The following is a 22,656-nucleotide window of genomic DNA, read 5'->3' as shown; positions in this document are numbered from 1 at the left end:
GTCGGCCATGTGTTCTCATATGGCCGACGGTGCAAATTTGTTTCGAAATCAGGAGCTAACATGAAGCTGGCATTTTTGCATGGTCGCGAAAGCACAGCCTTTCTGCAGGATATCGTCTCCGCCCTGTCACAACGGCACGAGGTACGGGTCATTGCCTCGGAAAATGAGGTCGACATCTATACCGCCCTCAAATGGGCCGACGTAGCCTGGGTGGAATGGGGCATGAAACATGCGGCCATTGCTTCACGAATGCCAAAATGTTGCAGGATCATCCTGCGCATCCACAGCTATGAAGTCTTCATGCCGGACCTTGACGGCATAAAGTGGGAGCATATCGATCTCCTCCTCTTTGTTTCTCCCCTCATCCGCAACATTTTTTTGGGCAGGATGGGCAATACCGTCCCGACGCCCATCGAGATCCTTCACAACGCCGTTGATACGGACAAGTTCGCGCTGCGTAAAAACAACGACAGAACGGGAAAGATCGCCTGCGTCAGCCTTCACTTCAATCCTGAGAAACAATTGCCTTTCGTCCTCCAGTGCTTCAATGTGCTCGCACAGCGGGATTCACGTCTGACGCTGCATTTTACGGGCGTTCCTTCCCCGTTCTCTGTCGATCAGCTGCGGACAAAAATATACCTGCACCACATAATCAAGCAACTTGGTCTCCAGGACAGAGTCTTTTTCGACGGCAACGTCTCCCCCGCCCGCATGTCCGACTGGCTTGAGGACAAGGAATATCTCATTTCCGGGAGCCTCTTCGAAAGCTTCGGCTACTCCATTGCCGAGGCCATGTCCAAGGGCATCAAGCCGCTGATCCACAACTACTGCGGGGCCGACTACTTTTTCCCCGGGGAATTTCTTTTCAATACGCCCGATGAATGCCTGAAGGCATTCATGCGGGAATTCGATCCGGTCCGCTGCCGGGAATTCATCCTCAAAAAATTTTCTCTCACCCTCCAGCTCCGCCGGATAGAGGAACTGCTTGCCCAGCCGGAGGGAATCTCCCCCATCAGCGTCAAAAACTACTGGGAAGAACGCTACCGCACCGGCGGCAATTCCGGCAGCGGTTCCTATGGACGCCTTGCGGAATTCAAGGCGGAAACGCTCAATGCCTTCGTGCGGGAACAGCAGGTGACCAGCGTGCTCGAACTTGGCTGCGGCGACGGCAATCAGCTCACCCTTGCCAGTTACCCCTCATATGAGGGCTACGACATTGCCCCGCAGGCCGTGCAGGTCTGCACGCAAAAGTTTTCCGGCGACGCGTCAAAGACGTTTCATGTCTACACGCACGACGCCTTCCAGACCATGCTCGCCGGGCGCAGTCAGAAAGCCGATCTCAGTCTTTCTCTGGATGTCATTTTTCATCTTGTCGAAGACCCTGTTTTTGAGGAATACATGCAGGATCTTTTCGACTCCGCGGAAAGATTCGTCATCATCTATGCGTCCAATGAGGAAAAACCCTATGCCGGCGGCCACATGCGGTACAGGAAGTTCACCCGATGGATCGCGCAGCATGCTCCGCAGTGGACATGTCTCAAGATGATCAAAAACAAGTATCCGTATAATGCCAGGAGCCCGGAAAACACCTCCATCTCGGACTTTTACGTTTTCGGCAAGAAATAGCGGCATACTCTGCCGGCCTGGCATGCGACCGGACGTCAGCTGCTTTCGGGCGGACGTCCGCGCATGCGGTTTCTGTGCGGGTACGCAGGCATGGCGGCGCGTTTTGCGGACTTCGCGCGGACGCCGCCGCCATGCCACATATTGTCATGGATGCCGCCCTGTCGGCGAACGCGGGCAATGTATCTGCCGTATGAGCAGTTCCCCCCTTCGGCTGACGGCAAAAAGCCGCAAAATCGACGAAACCAGCCTGCCAGCCTTCTGAAGGAGCTCCCTCCCATGAATGTTCTTTTCCTTGTTTCCAGCAGCCCGTATTATACAAACACCGTACGCGACTACGATCAGGCCTTCAGCCTCTACTCACGCCATGCCGTTACCGTCCTGGATCTCATGGCAAACGACTGGACCATTGATTTCAACCGGTTCGATCTCGTGCTTGTCTCCTACTCCTTTTTTTCGTGCGTTGATGTTATCGATCCACTCATTGTAAAAAAATTCAGGATGTTCCAGGGGCCCAAGGTCGGCATCTTCCAGGACGAGTACACCTATTTCCTTCGTGCGCGCGAGAGTTTGCTCAAAATGGGGTTCACCCTCTTCATCACCTGCGTCCCCCGGAGATTCTGGCGTGACGTCTTCCGTGACGAATTCGCCTCCATGCCGCTCGTCCAGGCCCTGACCGGTTATGTGCCGGAAAATCTTCTGCAGCTCCCCCCCCCCCGGCCCATTGCGGAACGTCGCTGGCACATCGGCTACCGGAGCCGCCTTGTGCCCTTCCGTTATGGTCGTCTGACCATGGAAAAATACACTATCGGCGTCGAAATGCGGAAACGATGCGAGGAGCGCGGCATCCCGGCCAATATCGACGTCACGACCGCTGGGCGCATTTACGGCGACGCCTGGCCGGCCTTCATTCGCGATTGCCGGACAATGCTGATGACGGAAAGCGGCAGCAATGTTTTCGACTTCAGCGGCAAAGTCATCCCTCAGCTCAACCGCTATCTGGCCGAGCACCCGAACGCCTCGTTTGAAGCCGTGCACAAGCTTTTTCTGGAAGACATCGACGACAAGATCCTGATGAACCAGATCTCGCCAAAGGCCTTTGAAACAGCCGCCATGGGGACGGCGCTCATCTGCTTTGAAGGCGAATATTCCGGGGTCATCAAGCCCGACATCCACTATATCCCGCTCAAAAAAGATTACAGTAATGTGGATGAAGTCTTTGAAAAACTCCGGGATACGGATTTGCTGGAAACATTGGCGCAACGTACGCGGGACGATATCATCCTTTCCGGCCGGTACAGCTATCAGAGGTATATCGCACGCGTGGACGGCATCCTGGAGGGATTACCCCGCAGCCAGCCGCTGTACAAGACGCGCAGGAGCTTGTGGAACTAGGCCTGCCCACACTGTGTGCAGGTCATCTGGGGAACAGGGCCCGCGCTCCCATGCCGGCAGCGACCCGAACGGCGGCCCGCAGGGCCGTGCCCGTTAGGCGACGCAGGAGCCTTACGGGCATCGACAGCAACGCGAGGGGCTCCCCTTCCCCCAGACAGGCAACGAATAGTGTCAGCAGGCCCTAGACGCTCTCTCCCCGGTCGGCGGCTCCACTCCCGTATCCCTGATCCTGAAAGGTCGTAAACCAGAGTTCCAGGCACAGAGCTCCCCACAGGGGACGACCGGCATCGCTATCGTTGGAAAGCATGCGCTCCAACGCCGCCGGGGTCATAATGCCTCGCTGCCGGGAGCGCTGGCTCAGCAGCGTGTCCGCCACAAATTCCCGCACCGGCCCATCCTGCCGCATCCACAACGTCAGCGGCACGGGGAAGCCCATCTTGTCCTTGCGTTCCAGCACCGGCGCGGGGAGAAGATCCCGCATGGCCGCCAGCAGCATATGCTTGAGCTTGCCGTTTTTTATTTTGAGCAGCGCAGGCAGGGCGGCGGCGAATTCCATGAGCGCCGGAGTCAGCAGGGGCACGCGGGATTCCAGCGAAGCGGACATGCTGGCGCGATCCTCGATCTGCAGGAGTGCGGGCAGAAGCGTCCGCTGGTCAAAGCGCAGCATATCGTCGATGGGCGAGCGGCTTTCCCGAGAGAAGATCGCGCAAAATTCCTCCATGAGGCGCTCTTCGTCGATGCTGGCGCGCATGTCCTCGGTCAGCATGGGGAAGAGATCCGGCGAGCGATCGACGAGACGATAATAGCGCCGCGGGAAGGGCTCAAACATCCCCCGGCTGAAAAAACGCCGCAGCATCGGCTTGTAGTTGCGCAATGAGGGGAGCCCCGGCAGCATGTCCGCCAGTGTCAGACAATCCTGATCCCTCACCTCGTCAACAGCCTGATGGAGCGCCAGCTCCAGGCAGGCCACAAGGTAACGGGTATAGCCGCCGAACAGTTCATCCCCCCCCTGCCCGCCAAGGACAACCTTCACCGTATTTCGCGCGGCTGCCGACACCATGAACTGCGGAAAGGCGCCCGGTCCGGCCACCGGCTCATCCAGTGCATGGATGATCCGCGGCATCCAGGCAACAAAATCCCCGGCGGTCGGCTCGATGATGTGCAGCTCGGCGCCGCAGCTTTCCGCGACCATCCGCGCATACCTGCTTTCGTCATACGCGGGCGACTCCAAAAAACGGCCTGTGAAGCAATGAAGCGGCCGTGCCTCCTGTGCGGCAAAATACGCGACGGACGAGGAGTCCAGCCCGCCGGAAAGATAGGCCCCCACCGGCACGTCGCTGCGCATCTGCATATGGACAGCCTGCTGCAGGAGACCGCGCAGACGCTCCACCAGAGCCTCCTCGCCGGCATCTTCTCCCACCTCAGGCCGGCCATCCCGCGTGGACCAGGATGTTACCCGCTCCTTGCCGTCAGCCGTACGCAGCAGACATTGTCCCGGCTCAAGCTTGTCGATATGGGCAAAAAGCGTCTTGCTGCCGAAACAGAACTGAAAGACCAGATATTCCTGAAGCGCCTTTTGATTGACGGACGGCATGACGCCGGGAACATCAAAAAGCGCCTTGATTTCAGACGCGAAGGCTATGCCGCCGTGCGCATGCGTATAATACAGGGGCTTGATGCCGGCATGATCCCGGCACAGCAGAAGCGTTTTTTCCCGGCAGTCATACAGGGCGAAGGCAAACATGCCGTTGCACCGCGCGAGCGCGCTCGTCCCCTTGCGGATCAGCAGATTCAGCAGCACTTCCGTATCGCTGTTGCTGAAAAACTGAACGCCTTCGCTCTCCAGCTCCTGGCGCAACTCGACATAGTTGTACAATTCGCCATTGTACACGATGCAAAAGCGCTGGTCCGGGGAGCGGAACGGCTGCCGACCAGTGGTGAGGTCAATGATGGAAAGACGCCGATGCCCGAGCGCATACTCCTCTCCAGCCACGGCCCCTTCCTCGTCCGGCCCCCGGTGGATCAGCCGCCGCTTCATTCGTTCGACGATATGGCGTCTTTCAGCGGCGGCAAAACGTCCGCCGACAAGGCCGCAAATTCCGCACATGATGTTCGCTCCCCCGCAGGTCTGAAGATTCAGTCAGCTCCACCGGCATGCCGGCTGCAAAAGTCCTTTCCGCAGCGCACGCCGCGTGGCAGCTGCCAGGGCCGGACGACTACCAGATGTCGGCGCCGATCTGGGCAAAGGACGTCCAGCGCTCCAGCAGATCCGGTCTGAATTTTTTTACCAGCCGGAGCTCTTTGTGTTGCGTACGCAAAAAATGCGTCTTCAGCCTCTTGTCGGCCTCAAGTATCTCCAGAATGCGTTGCGACGTGATTTTGAAGGCATCCAACGTCAATGAGACGCTCTGAAGATAGCTGTTCCTCATCCTTATATAACCAGAAATATATTTTTCAAACCGAGCAAAAATAGACTCAGCCGACTTTTTCACCATATCAAAGTTATCGCACTGTAGACAAAGAACATATGTATTTCCATCAATTGTAAAATTATATAAATCAAAAAGAAGAATATTCTCTGTCCACATCTTCGTATATCGCATGTAGGGGAAATAATCCTTGGTATAGATGTGGATACGAATGCCGGGGCACTCGTCCAGGCTAAGCTGAGAAAAAAATATCTGCATTCGTGATTTAAACGAATTGAAATTCTTTCCGACAGTAGATGTATCCAGCACAAATTCTCTTTCTTGATCTCGTTCCAGCAATTCCCAGATCGACCGCAAAGAGCTCTCAATATGCTCTGAAGAAAGTTCCGAAGTATCCAGACACAACAAGGGGAACGGCTTGACTTTGAGCAATTGGGATGAATAATTGCAGTAATAGGGGTTTACTTCTCCCAACAACAGATATTCCAGCAACATCTCGGGAACAAGGTATTTCACGGGTAATTGCTGCTGCCATGCTGAACATCGCAGGATGGAACTGGAAATGATGAAGTTGCAATTGCTGCACAGCAGGTCGACAGGATCGCGCACTAACCAGACGGTCGGCACCCCCCCCCGTTTGATGCACGCTTTCTCATTCTCTTCCGAAGGTTTTGAATTGTCGATGTTTAGGCCGAGGCAGTGTGTCTGGCCGGCGATGTATTCCCGTATGTCGCCGCGGGTACTCTGCCGGAAGCACCCGATCCCCAGAGTCTTGAGATAGTAGGCCAGGGAAAAGCTTCCCGTACCGTGCGGTGCGACAAAATAGAAGTCCAGCATGACGACTCTGGACGGCATAGCATCTCTCTTGACAAGTGTTTTGTATACGGGCAACGGGCGCACCCGGCTTTGTGCCGGGCCTTCTGCGACCTTGGAGAAACTGGCTGTGCAACGCTGGCGTTACCCCAAACTACATCAGCTGACACCACGACAGGCTTTGTTGCGTGCGCCGGACGCCCCTGTCTCCCACCACCGCGCCTGCGCTATCGGACAGCGCAGGCCATGCTTGCACATCCCCCGTGAGCACGGTGCGGCTTTCCTTCACCGGAAGGTCCGCTCCTCCTGTCAGGCACAACAGTTTTAGGAAATGAGGCGTAATATGTCAACACGTTATCTGCCTTTCGCCCTGCACGCGGCATGAACGCCGCCGCATTGCGCCAGACTGCCGCGCATGGCAAAGCGCATCGCCCCGTTCTTCCCGAAATTTCCGGGATGGAGGCGGTCCCTTCCGTACGGGCAGTGACCGTCCATCAGCTTTTCCTTCGGCCACGATACGCTGGCCGCCGCGCCCTTCCGCGCTCAGTCCTACAGCCCCGTAAAGCCCAGCAGGCTGCGCGTGCGGATGTCACAGTCCAGGCGTGCGCCTGCGGAGGCCGCCTGCGCCAGCGCCGCTCCGTCTTCCAGGGAGATGCGCACGGCCACGAGAGAAGCGCTCTCACCCTCGCCCGCCGCGCCGTCCGCGCCGGGCACGGTCATGAGCTGCGGCGGATAGACTTCTTCCACCGTCCCCTTCCAGACCGTGCCCGCGCCCGCGCGCGGAGCGGCGGCGGCCGTTGCCCCGCGCGCCAGCGTGATGCGCACGGCTTGGCCGGCGCTGATGCCTTCGGCCTCTTCCACGGGATAGTAGGCCATGACCCACCAGGCGGCCGAGTCGTCAGGCGCGATGAGCAGCACGGGGTTGCCCGGTTGCAGGGTCTGCCCGGCCGAACGCAGGACTTGCGTCACCGTCCCGCTCACCGGGGCATAGAGATTTTCGTCCGGCGGCGGCAGTTGTGCCGGCTGACTGGCCCGGACAGGCGGCTGTCCCTGCCGGGTACGGGCAAGCTGCACCTCGGTACGGATGCGCTGCAATTCCTGATCAAGCGCCGCCCGCGCCCGGCTGGCCTTCTCGTAGGCCTCGCGGGCCTGCTCCATGCGCGTGCGCGCCGCGGCTTCCGCCTGACGCGCCCGCTCATAGGCGGCCTTGCCCTGATACGGCTGTATGCCGCGCAGGGCTATCTGGGCCTGCACATGCGCCGTGACGCTGCGATCCCGCTCCGCAAGGCTCACCGCTTCCTCATTGCGCGCCCTGGCCAGCCGCGTCACCATATCCAGCTCGGCCGCCTGGGCCTGCTCCATGCGCTGGGCCGCTTCCTCCATGCCCGGCGCAAGGCCGGCCACTTCCTGCCCCGCGCGGGCAAGCTGACGGGCGTAAGCGCTCACATCCAGCCGGGCGACCGCCTGATTGGCGTCCACATGCATGCCGGGCTGGGCCATCACCTGCCGCAGCGGGACGCTGTAGTCCGCCATGACAGGAACCATATTGGCGTCCAGCACGGCCCAGCGACTTTCCCGCCCCCCGGCGGAAAGCCACCAGAGCGCCAGCACCAGCAGCAGAGCGGCCAGCACGACGCTCAACGGCAGCCAGCGCAGCCATCTCCGGCAGCTTGCAAGACGCCCGTCTTTTTCCGTTCCCGGCCGTTGCGGCTCACCGGGGGCCTCGCCCGTCGGCATTTCCAGGTACATCGGTTCGGCCATACACCCTCCCGCCCTTTCAGGCACGACTACTTCGCGCTGTGGGCGCTGCGGGCGCTGTGACCCGCGCCCCGTGCGCCCTCTTCCTGACGTACTTTACAACAGGCACAAGCCTGCTTACAAGAAGCCTTTCCCGGCCGGCCCGGCCAAATTTTTCTGGGAGAATATCCATGTCTGCACGTTTCGCGGCACTTTTGTGCTGTCTCCTCCTGCTGACGGGCTGCGGCACCCGCACGGTCGCCGTCATCGACGACAAGGGCTTTGCGGAAATGAGCCGCCGCATGCCCGAAGAGATGCGCGCCCGCAAACTGCTGACGCAGGAAGGCGACTATTATTCCCGCCCGGCCGCCTCCCGGCCGTACGGCGATATCCTCTACAACACCCTGTCGCCGGACTTCCTCTTTGACGACACCGGCGGGCACGTCTACCTTGGTGAGACCTTCCACGCCACCCGCACGCCTTCCAGCCGGGTGAGCCTGCGCGAGAACGGCTTTACGCTCCGCCACCCCACCCAGATCGTCACCGTGGCCATGCTCGGCGAACTTGACTGGGACGACAACGGCTCGGACGAATGGCTCGTCTCCTGCCGGGTGGAGCCCCTGCGCGGCTCGCGCGTGCGTACCTACTATCTGCTGGTGTCGCCCCCCGCGCACAAGGGCCAGCCCCTCAAGGCCAGCGTGGCCGCGTTGTACGAATGCTACGGGCTGGCCTGCACCATGTACGTCAACCACGCGCTCGTCCTGCGCGGCGAGGGCAACGACAGCAGCGAGCCCGCCACCCCGGTGCAGGATTCCGTCCCGGGCCTGCAACAGGTCACCGAACCGCCCGCAGCCGGAAAGAACGACGCCGCCACGCCCGGCGGACTGGAAGAGCACAGCCTTTAGGGACAAACACCATTTGCTGCTTGTTTGGGGGGGGGAAGGGGCCCCCTCCGCCGGCGCGGAAGGTGGCAGATCCGCTGTCGATGTCTGTTGGGCGACGAAGAAGCCTTACAGGCATCGACGGCAGAGCAAAGGGGGCTTCCCCCCCTCAAAAAACGTCATGGGTCCTGAGCCTAAAAAAGCGTGATGCGCTCCGACCTCAGCGCACCTTGCGGATGATGGTCACGGCCTTGTACGGCAGGATGGCGTCGCCGGCTTCTTCCACGGGGATGCCGTGCCGTGCCGCCAGCCCCAGCAGCAGGCGCACATCGGGGTCCGCGCGGCGGCTGACGAGCACATGTTCCGGAACCCGGCGCAAGAGCGCCCGCGTCGCTTCCGCTATGCCGGGTTTGATCCGGTTGGCGGCGTCGATGGCGAACCGCCGCATGAGACGTGCCACCAGATCCCCGGACTGCCGGTGCAGGGCGGCGTACTGCGAGGGATCGGCCACGGCGGGGTGGCGCTGCGCCTCGGCCAGCATGTCATCCGTCCAGAGTGCGGAGACCGTATCGACGAATGCGCGCGTCTGATCCACATGCCGCAGGGACTCCCAGAGCATGCACTTGTGCAGGCCGTCATCGGCCCAGAGGGAGCGGGAGATGAGCCCGGCCACCGGCGCGCCCAGCAGGCCGAAGGGGATCAGCCAGTCCTCGCAGGAGGCGGCCAGCCAGCTTGTGCCGCAGAGGTCGGCCAGCACCGTCAGACGCGGCGGTCGCTGCGCATAGCCGGGGCGTGCGGCCAGCGTCCGCGCCAGCTCGCCGCTGATGGCCCCCTTGCCGGTCCAGCCGTCCACAAAATAGATGTTTTCCGGGGGGCATTCCCGCTCCACCAGAGAGAGCGCGGCATGATCCAGCCCCCTGTCCCGGATGATGCTGATGCCGAAATGCCGGACGTCCTTCCCCATGCGAACAAGGGCCCGACGCAGCAGCACGCCCAGCGGGCAGCCGGCACGCACCAGGCTGACCAGCCCGATGGGCCCGCCCGCGTCCGGCCGGGCGGCGATGGCGGCAGCCAGGGCGAGCGTCTCGCGTGCCAGTCGCGCCTTGCCGTGCTGCAAGGCTTGCGCGTAGATGGCCATATGTTCCGGCGTGGGGACGCTCTCCTCGCTGAGCATCTCCGAGTAGTGACGCTGCCCGCTCTGGAGCCAGACTTCCTTTTCCGCTACCGGCGTCAGCTCGATAACGGTCTTGCGCAGCAGAAAGGTGATGTCCTCCGGCGCGTAGGAGCCGGAAAAGAACTGTCCTGCCTCCATCACCGCTCTCCCTCCCCCACGATACGCCCCACTGCGCCTGCCAGCTGACTGTGGCGGGGCATGCCCCACCAGTCGCACAGGGCAAGAAAGGGCATGTCGCTCAGACTGTCGCCAAGCCCGACGGTAGGCCGCGCGCCGCCTTCCGCATCCAGCGTGTCCAGCAGATGGCGGAGAGCGGCGGCCTTGTCGATGCCGCGCGGCAGCAGGCTGATGTTGTTGTCGTTGCTGGACAGGACGAAATGCGAGCGATCCAGCCCGGAAAGGACGTCATCCACGACGGCGTACAGCTCCGGCAGGCGGCTGTTGTCCCGATGCTTCATGACGAGGTAGATGTCCGTGCCGTATTCCTGATTGATGCGGGCAAAGGCATCATAGCCCCGCCGGACGAAATAGTCCGTGCAGCACTGGGCGATGTGACGCAGCTCGTCCCGCAACGGCCGCACGATGCCGAGGATGCGCTCCCGCCAGACGGCGTCCTCGCTGCCGTCCGGGGTGAGGATGACGGCCCCGTGAGTGGCGATCCTCCAGGAACGGAAGGCGATGCGCACCCGCCCCAGCTCCTCGGTCCCGCGGCCTGTCACGGGGATGAGACAGGCGTTCTCATTGAGCCAGTCCAGAAGATTCCGTTGCGTCTCGGTCATAAAGGAGCTGGGTTTGCCCTGCCTGTCCACGGCCGCCACGACGGCCCGCTCCCGCTGGGCCTCGCTCATCTTGCGCGCCGTCTGGAACAGGGTGTCGTCCAGATCGAGAAAAAAGAGCGGCCTCCTCCCCGCGGACACGGGCGCGGACTCAGGCATGGTCATACTCCAGCACGACCGCCTTGTGCAGATGGCGCAGCAGCTCCCTGTCGAGGGCCTCGGCTCCCGTCTCGCAGCAAAGGTAGATGCTGTCGTAGGCCTCGGGATCGACGTTGTACAGGTAGTTGCTGATGCCGAAACCGTAATTGTCGCCATGCTCCAGCCGGTGGCGGATGGCCAGCCCCGGCTTGATGGGCGAACGCGTCGTCGCGCCGAAGCGCACGTCGGCTCCCTCCCGCTCCAGCCGCTCGGCCAGCAGGAAAGGCGGCCAGACGAATTCGCCGGTACCCAGCACGAGTACGCGCCTTCCCGGCTGCTCGCGCACTTCCGGCCACGGCTGCAAGTCGGGCTCCAGCATGCCGAAGCGGCCCCAGTCCTGCCGCCGGCTCACCGGTTCGCCGCCAGCGCCCTGCTCCACGCGCGCGGGGAAGGGCGTCGGCGGATAGCCGGGCGTCGGCGTCCAGTGCCACGTCCCCTGCAGCAGGCTTATCACCTCGCCGGGCCAGGGCAGGGCCGCCTTGGCCGCAGCCGGGCTCCAGTCCACGATGACCACGCGGGTCACGCGCCGCAGCGGCAGGCCCGCGCCGTGCAGGGCCTCGCAAAGATGCAGGAAGGTGTCTCCCGTCGTCATCTCGTCGTCGACGGCCACGAGATGCAAGGGCTTCTCCCCGAGGGTGACGCCGCGCGGCCGGTAGAGGATATGCCGCATGGCATGACTGTGGGCTTCGTCGAATTCCGCCAGACGGGGCGCGGCAAAGGTATGGCGCGTGGAGGCCAGATAGCAGCTGTCCGGGCATGTTTCCCGGCAGCGGCGAAACACCCCGGCGCCAAGCCCCACGGCGGTCTCCGCCATGCCGACGAAGAGGGTCTGCATGTCCGGCGGCAGCGTGATGCTGTCGGCAAGGCGCTGCTGCACGTCCCGCATGACGGACGGCGTCACGGGGATATGCCGCCCCAGCACCTTGCTGACGAAAAGAAAGACCCGGCGAGGGTTCTGCCGTTCGGCAAAGTCGAACAGCGCCTCCGCCGGCAGGTCGGCCCGGGCGATCTCCAGTTCGAGCCGTCCGGCGGCGTAGGTCTGCACGAGTTTCTCCATCCCCTTGCTCCTTCCGGCAGCCGCTTGCCGCCCCGCCCTTCTTCCGCCGCGGGGCATGCCTCCGCTCCGGGCAGGGCCGCAGGCCCCGCCATGCGGCGGCCTGTGCCGGCGTGCCGGGAACGGCCGACGTGCGCCGCTCCCGGCCCGGCCCAAACAGTTAGACGTTGACGCCGTAGTTGCGGGCAAGGGGGCCAAGCCCGCCATCATAGCCCTGCCCCACGGCCCGGAACTTCCATTCGTTGTTGTGCCGGTAGACTTCGCCAAAGATGATGGCCGTATTGGTGCTGGCATCTTCGCTCAGGTCGAAGCGGGCCACCTCGCGGCCGGTCTTGCGGTTGACGATGCGGATGAAGGCGTTGGACACCATGCCGAAGTTCTGGCGGCGCTGGTCGGCCTCATGGATGGTCACCGTGAAGGCCAGTTTGCTCACGTCGGCGGGGATGCGCGACAGTTCGACGTTGATGGCTTCGTCATCGCCGTCGCCGACGCCGGTGCGGTTGTCGCCGGTGTGCTCCACGGCGCCGCAGGCGGACTTGAGGTTGTTGTAGAAGATGAAATCGCTGTCGCTGCGGACCTTGCCGGAGGCGTTCAGGAGGAAGCAGGAGGCGTCAAGGTCGAAATCGTTGCCGTCGGTGCTGCGGGCGTCCCAGCCCAGGCCGACCATGATGGACTCGATACCCGGTTCTTCCTTGGAAAGCGAAACGTTGCCGCCTTTGACGAGGGATACGGACATGGGAGTGCTCCTGTCGTTAGAGGATCGCGCTGATGGGGCCGATCATGTCGGCAACGGTCTTGCCGCGCATGGATTCGCCCACGGCCTGCATTTTCCATTCGCCGTTATGGCGGTAGAGCTTGGCCATGATCATGGCCGTGTAGTCGCCGCCGCCGCTGATGGTGTAGCGGGCGACTTCCTTCCCGCTGTCGTCCACCAGACGACAATAGGCGTTGGCCACCTCATTGAAAGTCTGTCCGCGGTAGCTGCTGACGGTAAAGACGAGATAATTCACCTCGGCGGGGACCTTGGCCAGCGTGACGTTGATGACTTCGTCGTCCCCCTCTCCGTCGCCGGTCAGATTGTCGCCGGAGTGGATGATGCTGCCGTCCCTGCTCTTGAGCTGGCCGAAGTAGACGACGTCCAGCGGCTGCTTGTCCGCGGAGAACAGTACGCAGGAGGCGTCAAGGTCGATGTCGCCCCCGCCCACCAGGCGTCCCAGAAAGCCGCCTTTCTTGACGGCATCCCAGCCAAGCCCCATGAAGACCTTGTTCAGGGTCTTCCCCGACTCCTTGTCAAGGGAGATCTTCTGTCCTTTGATAAGGCTGACGCTCATGTGCTACTCCTAGTTTTTCCTTTGTGTTGCGCTGATAATGGAGGCGATGATGCCGACGGCCAGAACCGCCAGCACCACGACCAGCGAGAAGTGGGGCGACAGCTCGAAGCCGATGCCGAAACCGTGCTTGAGCGCGGAGAGCAGCAGCTTTGCCGCGATGAAGAAGAGCAGCACGATGACGGCCTTTTCCAAGTGTACCAGATAACGGCTCATGGCTTCCAGCACAAAATAGAGGCTTCGCAGACCGAGGATGGCGAAGATCATGGCCGAGTAGATGATCAGCGGTTCACGGCTGACGGCGATAACGGCCGGCACCGAGTCAAAGGCGAACATGACGTCGCTGACCTCGATGACCGCGAGACAGAGGAAGAGCGGGGTCGCCACGAAGGGTATCTTGTGGCTCATGCCCTCCACCGTTATCCCCAGCCGGGAGGCTTCTTCCGTCGCGTGCCTGCGGGCGATGAAGAAGTCATGCCCGTGCAGGCGCGGCCACATGGGGAAGATGCGCTTCACGCCCTTGTAGGCGATATGGGAGGAATAGTCCTCGATCTCTTCTTCCTGATCGCCCTTTTTGAGCATGACAAAGCCGGTGTAGGCCACCATGGCGGCAAAGATCAGCTCCACATACGGACCGAAGGAAAGCAGGCCCGTGCCGATGGCCACGAAGATGGCGCGAAAGACGATGGCCCCCAGCACCCCCCAGTAGAGCACGCGGTGACGGAATTCGTTGGGGATGGAGAACCAGGAGAAAATGGCCATGATGACGAAAAGGTTGTCCACCGACAGCACCTTTTCCAGCACATAACCGGTGAAGAACAGGCTCGCCATGTCGCTGCCGTGATGGATGTAGAGGTAGATGCCGAAGGCGATGGAGACCGCGATCCAGAAAATGGTCCAGAGGCAGGCGCTTTTCAGCGTCACGTCGGCATCGCGTTTGTGCGCGAACAGGTCAAGAAAAAGAGAGAGGATGACGGTCACGCCAAAAATGACGACCGTTTCCGTGGGAAAGCCCAGATGTTCCATGATCGATTACCTTGTGGCTGTTGCCGGTTTGCCGCAGGATGACGCGCTTTGCCCATACCGTGCCGTCGGCACGCGGCCGCCAATGGCGCGACCGCACTCCCGCACTCCCGCCCCATGCAGGCGCTCCCGGCCGCAAGCGGGCCGGGCGCGCCTGCTCATATCCGGGGCATGGCGTCACGCCGGTTCGGGAAAGACGCAGCCGCCCTGCTGGTCGCCCCTTTCCGCCCCTCGCGGCGGGAAAGCCGTAACGTCCCGAAAGCGGCAGGCCTGCCCGCGCCGGAGCAATGCCCTGTCGACACACGAGCGATTTGCCTTGAAAAAGACAAACGAGAGGCGGCGGCACAACGCCGCCCGGCCAGACGTCAACGGAAAAACCACGTTTTTTTCCCGCGAAACGGCAGGCCGTATGGTTTGGAGCGCACAGCGTTTCCAACGAAAAATGCTTGTGGACAACGCCTGCACGAGACGCCGTCCTCGCAGGGCGAAAAAGCCTTTTTGCGCCTGCCTGCACGGACGGCCGCGCCACCCGCGGCGCGACCGCCCGCCGCCGAAGCCGGTTTAGACGTTCACGCCGTAGTTGCGGGCCAGCGCTCCCAGCCCGCCGTCGAAGCCCTGTCCCACGGCGCGGAACTTCCATTCGCCATTGTGACGGTAGAGTTCCCCGAAAATGAGGCTGGTATTGGTGCTGGCGTCCTCGCTCAGATCGAAGCGGGTGATCTCCTTGCCGTCCTTTTCGTTGACGACGCGGATAAAGGCATTGGACACCATGCCGAAGTTCTGACGGCGCTGCTCCGCCTCATGGATGGTGACGGCAAAGGCCAGCTTCATCACATCGGCGGGCATGGCGCCCAGCTTGACCACGACCTTCTCGTCGTCGCCATCCCCTTCGCCGGTCAGATTATCGCCCAGATGCTGCACGGATCCGCAGGCCGACGTCTTGTTGTTGTAGAAAATGAAGTCGGCGTCGGAGCGCACCTTGCCCTCGCCGTTGAGCAGAAAGCAGCTGGCGTCGAGGTCGAAGGCTTCGCCATCGGTCGCGCGCACATCCCAGCCCAGCCCCACGACCACGCTTTCCAGCCCGGGGGCTTCCTTGGTCAGAGAAACATTGCCGCCTTTCACCAGAGATACAGACATGGTTCTTTCCTTTGAGGAGGTCGTTTCTGCCGCATGGCCGCCGGCATCCGCCGGCCGCACCGCTGCCGCCTGCCGCTGCGTGTCCCTCCATTCCGCGCCGCGGAGCTTCTCATCATCCCTTCAGCAGTCAAAGTCTTCAACGGGCACATTCAGTTCCGCGCAGATCTCACGGACAGCCCGTTTCTCGCTGTCGTCAAAGTTGCCGTCGCTTTTGGCGATGACGATGGCCACACGGACAAGCAGGCGGGCCTGCTCGTCCTTGCCGCGCAGCCTGCCGACCTTTTTCAGGGCTTCCGCCTTGCCGATGCCCATGTCAAAATCGAAAGCGTCCGCGATCTTTTTGAAGGCGGCCACCACCTCATCCGTGTCAAAGCACTTCAAGTCTTCGGAAACCTTGATGTAGTCGCAGAGCTTCTTTTTCTCTTCCGAGGTGACCGCGCCGTCGGCGAAGGAAATGATCACGGCCCCCGCCACGACCCCTTCAAGGAAGGTGGCATTGCGAAAACGGCTGACCTCCGTGGCCAGCCTGCCGCGTCCCTCGGCAAGCTTCTGCTTCAGATTATCCAGAAAACCCATAGGATGCTCCTTCTTTGCTAAGTGTTGTCGCGCCGCCTTACGGACGGAACTCATCCCCCGACACATTCTCCGCCGGGGGAAGCGGCCCGGGCAACGCCCTGCCGCATCTCTCGCCGCCGCCGCTTCCGGCGCACATGACGTCTCATCTCGGGACTGTAAACACGCTGTGCCTTGGGAGCGCTTTGCCTTTGGAAAAGGCGGAACGCGAGGCGGCGTCACAGCGCCGCCCGGCCCAAACCAGGCGGAAAAACCGCGTTGCCCGCGAAACGGCAGGCCATATGGTTTGAAACGCGCAGCGTTTCAAACAGAAAATACTCTCTGAATATGGGGGAGAGCCTTGCAAGCATGCGGCGCATGCGGGGCAAGCCTTTTCCCCTCTGGAACAACTGTAAAATTTACATCAAGCGCCTGACGCGCAAAACGCTTCTCACGGAAGGCCCGCGGCGCTCCCGCCGTCCGGCTCAGCCTGCGTCCCGCTCTCCCCAAAAACCTCCCTGCGCTCCAGGATCTTCCGGGCCCAGTGGGAATGCGTGGCCGGTTCGCACATCCTGCCGTCAAAACGGAATACGGCCTTCTCCTTTTCCAGTATGGCGCACGCGGTGGCCGCCTCTTCCGGGGTGACCCTGAAGGCGGCCTGGATATGGCCCAGCTGTGCGGGATGGATGGCGGTCTTGCCGCAAAAGCCGTGCAGGATGTCGCGCTCAAGCTCGGCGGCCAGCAGCGCTTCATCGTCCAGCAGCTCGAAAACCGGCGCCGTCAGCGCGAAGCCGCGCGGCAAAAATATGGTGGACAGCATGCCGAGGACATAGCCCAGCGGGCCCTCATACACCGTATGCCGTCCGCTTCGCCGCACCCCAAGCTGTTGCTGCAGATCATTGCCGCCTGTCCGCAACGCCACGATGCGCTCCCGGCCCGGTCCGGCCAGCAGCGCATCAGCCAGCTCCCGCATGGCGGCGGGATCGAATGCGTCCGCCGTCTCCAGCGTCGGCATCCAGAGGTACGGTTCTCCCCGCAGACGCCGTTCCCAGTCAGGCAGATCGACAAGCCGGAATTTCGGCAGGACGAATCCGGCGATGCCTTCGAGGCCGCCCCTGTCCAGCAGGGCGGAAAGATTGTCGCCGTCACGCGGCCGGATGAAGATATGGGGCAGGCCGTCGCTCTGCCGTGCCGCCGCAAGGAAGCGTCCGATGCACTCCATGCCCCGCGCCACTTCGCCGCTGTCGATGGAATCCTCGAGACAGAGCGTGACGCAGGGAAGAACGCCGTATTTTCCCGCGAGGATATTTTCCATGTATTTCCAGGCGGTCGAAGGCACATAAAGAGTCGTCCCCACAGCATAGGGGGAAAGCCGTTCCATGCGTTTTCTCCAGGATGACGCGATCTGCACGGCGGTGTCCGCGCTTGCTTGCCGCCGTCGTGTTCTGCTTATTTTTTTAGTTTATCACAAACCGTGCCGCTGTGGTGTTTTTTTGGTTACATTTATGTTACAAATTATATCAACGCCCGACAAGCCATGCCGGCGTTCCCGAGCCTGTCCGGTCTTCCCTGTCGTCGCTGCCGGATACGGCGGCCTTCGCCGCCCCTTGCCCCTCCCCGCCTGCCGGGGGAAGAGGGACAGCCACCGTCAGCGGACGGATGGTCACCGGCCGGAGAACCCGCACGGCGCCTCGCGCTATCTCTTCCGGGTCCAGCCTGCCCAACATGAGCCCCGCCCACAGGGCGGGCAGATTGCATCCCGCGGCAAGGCCGTTGCCGATGCCGCCGGAAGGCCGCAAACTGGCTGCCAGCAGGAGAGGGGGGCCTTTTCCGCCTCGATGCGCTGGATATTGACCAGTCCGTCGCATCCCAGCGGGCGGGCGCATTCATACGCGATCTCCGTCGCCTTGCCGGGCGCTTCCAGGTCCTGCAGGGGCCCGTATTTGCGCCGCTGCACGGCGCAGAGCGCGCGCTCCTGCCGTACGAGCATGTCCACGGAATACTCGTCCCCGCCGCAATAGGGCATGAGCAGCAGCGGATCGGACGATTCCTCCAGCAGGCGGAGGTACCAGGCGGACGGCACGCGCCGTCCCGCCGTATCCGCCAGCACGTCGCGCAGGCCGACGCTGTCGTCGAGGATGCGGAAGCCCTGCCCGTAGACGCCCTGTACCGGCTTGACGCACAAGCGGGCGGCCCTGAAGGGCGACGTGCACAGCGCCTCGCGCAGATCCTCGGCCCGCTCTATGGACAGGGCCGACACCACAGGAAGCCCGGCCTCCCGCATCCGCGTCGAAAACCGGAGCTTGTTGTCGGCCAGCGCGAAGTCCGCTTCCCGGCAGACCCCGGTCGAAAGCCGCACACCAGCGATTCCAGACGCGCGCGGCGGCCTTCGAACCAGCGGCCGCGCCGCCCGGCATGGAGAACCGTCACGGCATGACGCCGGATGACCTCCTCGATGAAGGCGGCGCGCTCCTCCTCGTCACGGGATTCGCGCAGGGCGATGTCGCCGCAGCTCAGTATTTCCCGCCGGTCGTCCCGGTGCGAAACAAGCAGCCGCACGTCGAGGCAGGCCGCCTTGATGGCCAGCGCCATGTCCCGTTGGGAGGCGTAGCCTTCCGCAAGCCAGCACACGCCGCCCCGCGGCGTCACTTCCAGCCCGCCCGCCATGTGAACCCCCAGCCGAAAAAGCGGTCCATATCCTCATGGCCGCGAAAATACCGCTCAAGACGCTCGATGCTCAGCTTGCCGCCGCTATTGATGATGCGCGCGATGGCGCACATGGGCAGCGGCTCATTGCCGTCGACAAGCCGCGTCTCGATCCTGGGCTGGCCCGGGATGTCCACGCGCACCTCGGCATCCGTGGCGTTCCAGTTGGGAGCGCCGGCATAGATGAAAGTAAAGATGATGATCTCCGCCAGATCGTCGATGCGGTCGCCGTTGATGTGGATCCATTCACCGTCGGCCTGACTGCCCGTGCGGTCGTCGCCCAGCAGCTTGACGAAGGGTGGCTGCTCCAGCGAGCCGAACCGCTTCCCAAGGGCCTGGACGATGGTCTTATCCCCGTTTTTCAGGCGGACATAGGCGGCCAGATCCAGATCGATGCCGTTATTGCGGTTGAACAGCCCGGCAAGGCCGCTCGGCCGGCTCGTGAAGGCGCGGTTCCAGTTGAGATTGACGCGGTACATGCCCCCGGCAAGAGTATGCTTGGTCAGGTCGATGCGCGGAGAGGCCTTGGTGAGCACGATCTTGCCCAGACTGGCGGGCCGGGACGACGCGGATGCGCCGGCCGGGGCCGGACGGGACGGAGCCTGGCCGGGATGCGCGGGACCGGAAGAGGCCGGACAGGGAGGCACGGGGGCATCGTCCGCCACATCCACACCGTAGAACTCGGCAAGCGGTTTGAGACCGCCCCGGAAGCCCTGCGCCACGAAACGAAACTTCCACTGCCCGTTGCGCCGGTAGAACTCGCCCAGGATCAGGGCCGCCTCATCATGGCGCACCACCTCGACCGAACAGCGCAGCAGGCACTCCGCCCCCTGCGCGGCCTCCAGCGTCAGGGACGACAGGCGCGCGACGGTGGGGAAGTCCGAGGTGACGGCAAGGGCCACCTTTTCCACATCCGGTGCAAGCCGGGCCAGATCCACGCTGAACACGCCGGAGCAGGCGTCGTGGCTGAGCGAGATGGTGCCGTCATCATTCCTTTTCTGCCCGTAGAACACGAAGTCCTCGTCCCGGCGCGTCTTGCCGCCGGCAAAGAGACGAAACGCGGAAAAGTCGGCCGCGGCTCCGGCCCTGATGCTGACGGAAAGCAGGGATGCGGGGACGGGACAATTCTGTCCGGGAACAAGAGTCTGCGTCATGATCTCTCCTTTGCATGGCGCACGGGGCGCCGTTCCGGTTTGCGTCTCAGGCCGAAGGGATGCGTGCCTCCGCCAGACGGGCTTCATCTTCCCGGTCCTGGGCGCGCAGGGCCCGGGCAAGCACCTGCCAGCCCTCCGCCGTATCGTGCAGGCGCACGCTCTTGCGCGCCAGCAGCTCGGCCACGGAGGGATCCTCGTTGCCGTCCAGATAAAGACGGGCCATGAGCAACATGGAGGCCGCGTCGTTGGGGTCGCGCAAGAGAGCCTCGTGCAGGAGCTCGCGGGCTTCGCCCCCGCGACGCTGCCGTGCCGCCACCCGCGCCAGATAGCGCCGGGCGAGGCTGGGCCCGCCGTCCTGTTTGCCTTCGCGCAGGCTGTCCTCGATGCGGGCCGCCTCCTCATAGAAGCGGCGAGCCTCGTTGCGCCGCCCGCCTTCCTCGCACAGCTGCCCGAGCCGCAGGTGGGCGTACAGATGTTCCGGTTCCGCGGCAAGGCATTGCCGGAAATAGCGCGCCGCCGTACGGCGTTCGCCCAGATGCTGGCACACCGTGCCCAGATTGTAGCGGGTCTGGGCTATCTGGCCGGGCTCGGCGCAGCGTTTCAGCGCCTCGAGAAAATGCCGCCGCGCCTCATGGTGTCGCCCGAGCGCGGCCATGCAGACGCCCAGCGAATTGCGGGCCAGCACATTGTCTTCATCGGCCAGCAGGGCCAGCTTGTACTCTTCCACCGCCCCGAAGATGTCGCCCTGGCTGTAGCGCCTGTCCGCGCTGATGTTGAGGGCCAGCGAGTTGCAGATGCCCACATGCGGCGCGGGCAGGAGAAGGGCATATTCCAGTGCCTTCAGCGTACATTCCAGCATCTCGCCCTTGCGGAAGCGCAAAAAGGGATAGCTTGCCAGACCGCAGGCTGCGCGCACGCCCTGCGCATCCAGCGCCCGGCAGATAGTTTCGTACAGCGGACGCAACCGCTCTCCGTCCGTGTCGGGATGATAGAACACGAGCCCGTTGCCGCCGTACAGCCCGCACAACACGCCGGCCCCCGCCGCCGGGCCCTGCCCGGCATATCCCTGCCGCCAGAAGCCCGCCGCCTGCCCCAGCGCCGCGCAGGGCGAAACGCCCTCCGCCGGCTGGCCGCCCAGCTCAAGGCGTAGCAGCGCCAGCGAAAAATGATTGAGATCCTCCGCATGCCGGCGCAGGGCACGCATGAACTCGCCATGCCCGAGAAAGCCCTCCAGCCCGTCGCCGCTGCCGCACAGCGCCGGCTGCTCCGTTCCCGCCGTCACGTCCGCAACGGGGCGTGGGGCCGCGGCGTCACTGTCGGCCGTCCCGGCGCTTCTGGCGGACGACTCCCCGCCACCGTCCTCACGCGGCAGCCGTCCGTCTTCGGCCAGAATGCCTTCTTCACCGTCGAAAGCCGCCGCCTCGTCCAGCAGGGCCAGCCGCTGTCCCACGGCCAGCGGGCGCGCCGCGTCGGTCAATTGCAGGGTCTCAGCCACGGCATCCTGTTCGCGCACCAGCAGGAGCACCACCTCGCCCCGCAGCCGCCGGCGGCCTTCCGCATCCGGTTCCCAGACGGCGAAGCGCTGGCCCTCGCGAGCCTTGGCCCGCAGGCCCAGGCTGATCCGCACCCGGCCCATGCCGAGGCACTCCACGATGACGCCGCCTTCCTGCAGGATGCGCGCAAAGGACATGATGCGTCCGGGAACGCCGCTCTTGGCCGCCTCACGGGCAGCCAGCCGGGCCCGCTCCATGAAGCGCCGCGCCTGCTCGTACATGGACAGACCGAACTCCGGCCCTTCCATGTCCTGCGGATAGACGGCGTGTCCCGCGCACAGCCGGGGGCGCACCAGCTTACACGTCACCCCGCAGCGCCGCTCCACGCCGGCCATGCGCCGCAGGGCCTCCTGTGCCAGCCGCTGACAGACCTTGCGTCCGCTGCTGCTGGGCATGAGCATCGCCATGCCGAAGCGCCCCACACGCGCCGCCATGACGTTGCCCGGCAGCTCCGCCCGCAGGGCATCCGCCACCTGCCGCAGCAGGCCGTCGGTAAAGGCGTAGCCGTATGTCTCGGCCAGCTCCCTGCCGTTGCTCATCCGCACCAGCACGAGCCCCATGCAGAGACGGTGCAGCGAAACGCCGTGCGAATCCTCGGCCGTGGGGTCGGCAAGCTGCTCGCGGACGCGGGCGGCCTCCTCCTCCATGCGTGCGTAGAGCTGATGCTCCGTGGCCAGACCGGTCACGGCATCGGTACGCTCGCCGCGGGTACGTTCCAGCAGATCCAGGCAGATGTCCGCCACGGCGGGCAGCAGCGGCAGGGCCTGGCGTGTCTCGCGCACACGCACGCCATGCAGCATGGCCACAGCCAGGGGCGTCTCCCCCCGCCAGAGCGGCAGGAGAAGACGCCGCTCCCCGGCCAGCAGTTCCGGCCGCCGTGACGGCACGTCAGTGGGGAAATACAGGGCGCAGCCCGTACAGGGGATCACGCGCCGCAGCTCGGCAAAGAGCTGGGCATCCATTTCCATGAGGTCGCCACGCGTCAGGCTCGGTGAGGTCTTTTCCGTCTTCATCCGTTCATGGTATGCCGCGGTACGGTCACATGTCTAGACAAATCCATGACTTTTCCCGCAGCATGGCCGCCCTTTCCGCCACGGCCGCCGCATCTTCGCTTGCCGTTCCC

At 63.2% G+C, this 22,656-nt stretch carries 19 protein-coding genes; 3 read left to right on the top strand and 16 right to left on the bottom strand.

The genetic code is table 11. From position 1 onward, the window contains the following. Positions 1-60: 60 nt before the first annotated feature. Together Q0J54_RS02975 and Q0J54_RS02970 are read left to right on the top strand one after the other, a co-directional pair. Positions 61-1,626 (top strand): glycosyltransferase, encoded by a 1,566-nt coding sequence (locus Q0J54_RS02975; protein ID WP_296303887.1) that lies wholly within the window; start codon positions 61-63, stop codon positions 1,624-1,626. 276 nt (positions 1,627-1,902) lie between these two features. Then, positions 1,903-3,018 carry a hypothetical protein gene (locus Q0J54_RS02970; protein ID WP_296303886.1) on the top strand — a complete coding sequence of 372 codons (1,116 nt, stop codon included), beginning with the start codon at positions 1,903-1,905 and terminating at the stop codon, positions 3,016-3,018. Between the two features lie 181 nt (positions 3,019-3,199). Here Q0J54_RS02970 and asnB read toward each other — a convergent pair whose 3' ends face one another. The 3 genes from asnB to Q0J54_RS02955 all read right to left on the bottom strand — a co-directional run bounded on the left by asnB (position 3,200) and on the right by Q0J54_RS02955 (position 8,021). Continuing rightward, on the bottom strand, positions 3,200-5,125 hold the full coding sequence (gene asnB / locus Q0J54_RS02965) for an asparagine synthase (glutamine-hydrolyzing) (protein WP_296303885.1): 1,926 nt from the start codon (positions 5,123-5,125) through the stop codon (positions 3,200-3,202). Positions 5,126-5,234: 109 nt separating this feature from the next. Next, positions 5,235-6,302: a DUF2972 domain-containing protein gene (locus Q0J54_RS02960; protein ID WP_296303884.1), complete on the bottom strand. Its 1,068-nt coding sequence runs from the start codon at positions 6,300-6,302 to the stop codon at positions 5,235-5,237. Positions 6,303-6,809: 507 nt separating this feature from the next. After that, a complete protein-coding gene (locus Q0J54_RS02955; protein ID WP_296303882.1) occupies positions 6,810-8,021 on the bottom strand; it encodes an HlyD family efflux transporter periplasmic adaptor subunit in 1,212 nt (403 codons plus the stop codon). Positions 8,022-8,188: 167 nt separating this feature from the next. On the opposite strand from Q0J54_RS02955, the gene Q0J54_RS02950 reads away from it, so the two are divergent. Continuing rightward, complete coding sequence (locus Q0J54_RS02950; RefSeq protein ID WP_296303881.1) at positions 8,189-8,902, top strand: hypothetical protein; 714 nt, start codon at positions 8,189-8,191, stop codon at positions 8,900-8,902. A gap of 196 nt (positions 8,903-9,098) precedes the next feature. Here Q0J54_RS02950 and Q0J54_RS02945 read toward each other — a convergent pair whose 3' ends face one another. The 13 genes from Q0J54_RS02945 to Q0J54_RS02885 form a co-directional block, all read right to left on the bottom strand. Next, on the bottom strand, positions 9,099-10,190 hold the full coding sequence (locus Q0J54_RS02945; RefSeq protein ID WP_296303880.1) for a cysteine protease StiP family protein: 1,092 nt from the start codon (positions 10,188-10,190) through the stop codon (positions 9,099-9,101). Then, positions 10,190-10,987 carry a hypothetical protein gene (locus Q0J54_RS02940; protein ID WP_296303879.1) on the bottom strand — a complete coding sequence of 266 codons (798 nt, stop codon included), beginning with the start codon at positions 10,985-10,987 and terminating at the stop codon, positions 10,190-10,192. The genes Q0J54_RS02945 and Q0J54_RS02940 overlap by 1 nt, the downstream gene beginning before the upstream one ends. Beyond that, complete coding sequence (locus tag Q0J54_RS02935) at positions 10,980-12,083, bottom strand: phosphoribosyltransferase domain-containing protein (protein WP_296303878.1); 1,104 nt, start codon at positions 12,081-12,083, stop codon at positions 10,980-10,982. The genes Q0J54_RS02940 and Q0J54_RS02935 overlap by 8 nt, the downstream gene beginning before the upstream one ends. A 157-nt stretch (positions 12,084-12,240) precedes the next feature. After that, positions 12,241-12,816 (bottom strand): TerD family protein, encoded by a 576-nt coding sequence (locus tag Q0J54_RS02930; RefSeq protein WP_296303877.1) that lies wholly within the window; start codon positions 12,814-12,816, stop codon positions 12,241-12,243. 16 nt (positions 12,817-12,832) lie between these two features. Then, on the bottom strand, positions 12,833-13,411 hold the full coding sequence (locus tag Q0J54_RS02925; protein ID WP_296303876.1) for a TerD family protein: 579 nt from the start codon (positions 13,409-13,411) through the stop codon (positions 12,833-12,835). A gap of 9 nt (positions 13,412-13,420) precedes the next feature. After that, positions 13,421-14,434 (bottom strand): TerC/Alx family metal homeostasis membrane protein, encoded by a 1,014-nt coding sequence (locus Q0J54_RS02920; RefSeq protein ID WP_296303875.1) that lies wholly within the window; start codon positions 14,432-14,434, stop codon positions 13,421-13,423. 558 nt (positions 14,435-14,992) lie between these two features. After that, positions 14,993-15,568: a TerD family protein gene (locus Q0J54_RS02915; protein WP_296303874.1), complete on the bottom strand. Its 576-nt coding sequence runs from the start codon at positions 15,566-15,568 to the stop codon at positions 14,993-14,995. Positions 15,569-15,688: 120 nt separating this feature from the next. After that, entirely contained in the window at positions 15,689-16,144 is a 456-nt protein-coding gene (locus Q0J54_RS02910) for a tellurite resistance TerB family protein (RefSeq protein WP_296303873.1), read from the bottom strand. Between the two features lie 427 nt (positions 16,145-16,571). After that, positions 16,572-17,501 carry an HpcH/HpaI aldolase/citrate lyase family protein gene (locus Q0J54_RS02905; RefSeq protein ID WP_296303872.1) on the bottom strand — a complete coding sequence of 310 codons (930 nt, stop codon included), beginning with the start codon at positions 17,499-17,501 and terminating at the stop codon, positions 16,572-16,574. Between the two features lie 315 nt (positions 17,502-17,816). Beyond that, entirely contained in the window at positions 17,817-18,380 is a 564-nt protein-coding gene (locus Q0J54_RS02900; RefSeq protein WP_296303870.1) for an ATP-grasp domain-containing protein, read from the bottom strand. Continuing rightward, the gene (locus Q0J54_RS02895) at positions 18,362-18,787 is read right to left on the bottom strand and encodes a hypothetical protein (protein ID WP_296303869.1); all 426 of its coding nucleotides are present in this window, start codon (positions 18,785-18,787) and stop codon (positions 18,362-18,364) included. The genes Q0J54_RS02900 and Q0J54_RS02895 overlap by 19 nt, the downstream gene beginning before the upstream one ends. Next, a complete protein-coding gene (locus tag Q0J54_RS02890; RefSeq protein WP_296303868.1) occupies positions 18,766-19,980 on the bottom strand; it encodes a TerD family protein in 1,215 nt (404 codons plus the stop codon). Before Q0J54_RS02890 ends, Q0J54_RS02895 begins: the two co-directional genes overlap by 22 nt. 46 nt (positions 19,981-20,026) lie before the next feature. Beyond that, the gene (locus Q0J54_RS02885) at positions 20,027-22,546 is read right to left on the bottom strand and encodes a tetratricopeptide repeat protein (RefSeq protein WP_296303867.1); all 2,520 of its coding nucleotides are present in this window, start codon (positions 22,544-22,546) and stop codon (positions 20,027-20,029) included. Positions 22,547-22,656: the final 110 nt, after the last annotated feature.

The organism is uncultured Desulfovibrio sp. (assembly GCF_944324935.1).
Lineage (GTDB): Bacteria > Desulfobacterota > Desulfovibrionia > Desulfovibrionales > Desulfovibrionaceae > Desulfovibrio.
Note: the sequence above shows the minus strand (reverse complement) of the source record. Positions and strands in the feature narration are given on the sequence as shown.

Bases quoted from the DNA above. Each gene is read 5' to 3' on its own strand.
- Q0J54_RS02910 (WP_296303873.1), bottom strand. From the start codon at position 16,144: ATGGGTTTTCTGGATAATCTGAAGCAGAAGCTTGCCGAGGGACGCGGC.
- Q0J54_RS02890 (WP_296303868.1), bottom strand. From the start codon at position 19,980: ATGACGCAGACTCTTGTTCCCGGACAGAATTGTCCCGTCCCCGCATCC.
- Q0J54_RS02970 (WP_296303886.1), top strand. From the start codon at position 1,903: ATGAATGTTCTTTTCCTTGTTTCCAGCAGCCCGTATTATACAAACACC.
- Q0J54_RS02955 (WP_296303882.1), bottom strand. From the start codon at position 8,021: ATGGCCGAACCGATGTACCTGGAAATGCCGACGGGCGAGGCCCCCGGT.
- Q0J54_RS02885 (WP_296303867.1), bottom strand. From the start codon at position 22,546: ATGAAGACGGAAAAGACCTCACCGAGCCTGACGCGTGGCGACCTCATG.
- asnB (WP_296303885.1), bottom strand. From the start codon at position 5,125: ATGTGCGGAATTTGCGGCCTTGTCGGCGGACGTTTTGCCGCCGCTGAA.
- Q0J54_RS02940 (WP_296303879.1), bottom strand. From the start codon at position 10,987: ATGCCTGAGTCCGCGCCCGTGTCCGCGGGGAGGAGGCCGCTCTTTTTT.
- Q0J54_RS02920 (WP_296303875.1), bottom strand. From the start codon at position 14,434: ATGGAACATCTGGGCTTTCCCACGGAAACGGTCGTCATTTTTGGCGTG.
- Q0J54_RS02975 (WP_296303887.1), top strand. From the start codon at position 61: ATGAAGCTGGCATTTTTGCATGGTCGCGAAAGCACAGCCTTTCTGCAG.
- Q0J54_RS02930 (WP_296303877.1), bottom strand. From the start codon at position 12,816: ATGTCCGTATCCCTCGTCAAAGGCGGCAACGTTTCGCTTTCCAAGGAA.
- Q0J54_RS02960 (WP_296303884.1), bottom strand. From the start codon at position 6,302: ATGCCGTCCAGAGTCGTCATGCTGGACTTCTATTTTGTCGCACCGCAC.
- Q0J54_RS02950 (WP_296303881.1), top strand. From the start codon at position 8,189: ATGTCTGCACGTTTCGCGGCACTTTTGTGCTGTCTCCTCCTGCTGACG.
- Q0J54_RS02925 (WP_296303876.1), bottom strand. From the start codon at position 13,411: ATGAGCGTCAGCCTTATCAAAGGACAGAAGATCTCCCTTGACAAGGAG.
- Q0J54_RS02905 (WP_296303872.1), bottom strand. From the start codon at position 17,501: ATGGAACGGCTTTCCCCCTATGCTGTGGGGACGACTCTTTATGTGCCT.
- Q0J54_RS02935 (WP_296303878.1), bottom strand. From the start codon at position 12,083: ATGGAGAAACTCGTGCAGACCTACGCCGCCGGACGGCTCGAACTGGAG.
- Q0J54_RS02895 (WP_296303869.1), bottom strand. From the start codon at position 18,787: ATGGCGGGCGGGCTGGAAGTGACGCCGCGGGGCGGCGTGTGCTGGCTT.
- Q0J54_RS02915 (WP_296303874.1), bottom strand. From the start codon at position 15,568: ATGTCTGTATCTCTGGTGAAAGGCGGCAATGTTTCTCTGACCAAGGAA.
- Q0J54_RS02945 (WP_296303880.1), bottom strand. From the start codon at position 10,190: ATGGAGGCAGGACAGTTCTTTTCCGGCTCCTACGCGCCGGAGGACATC.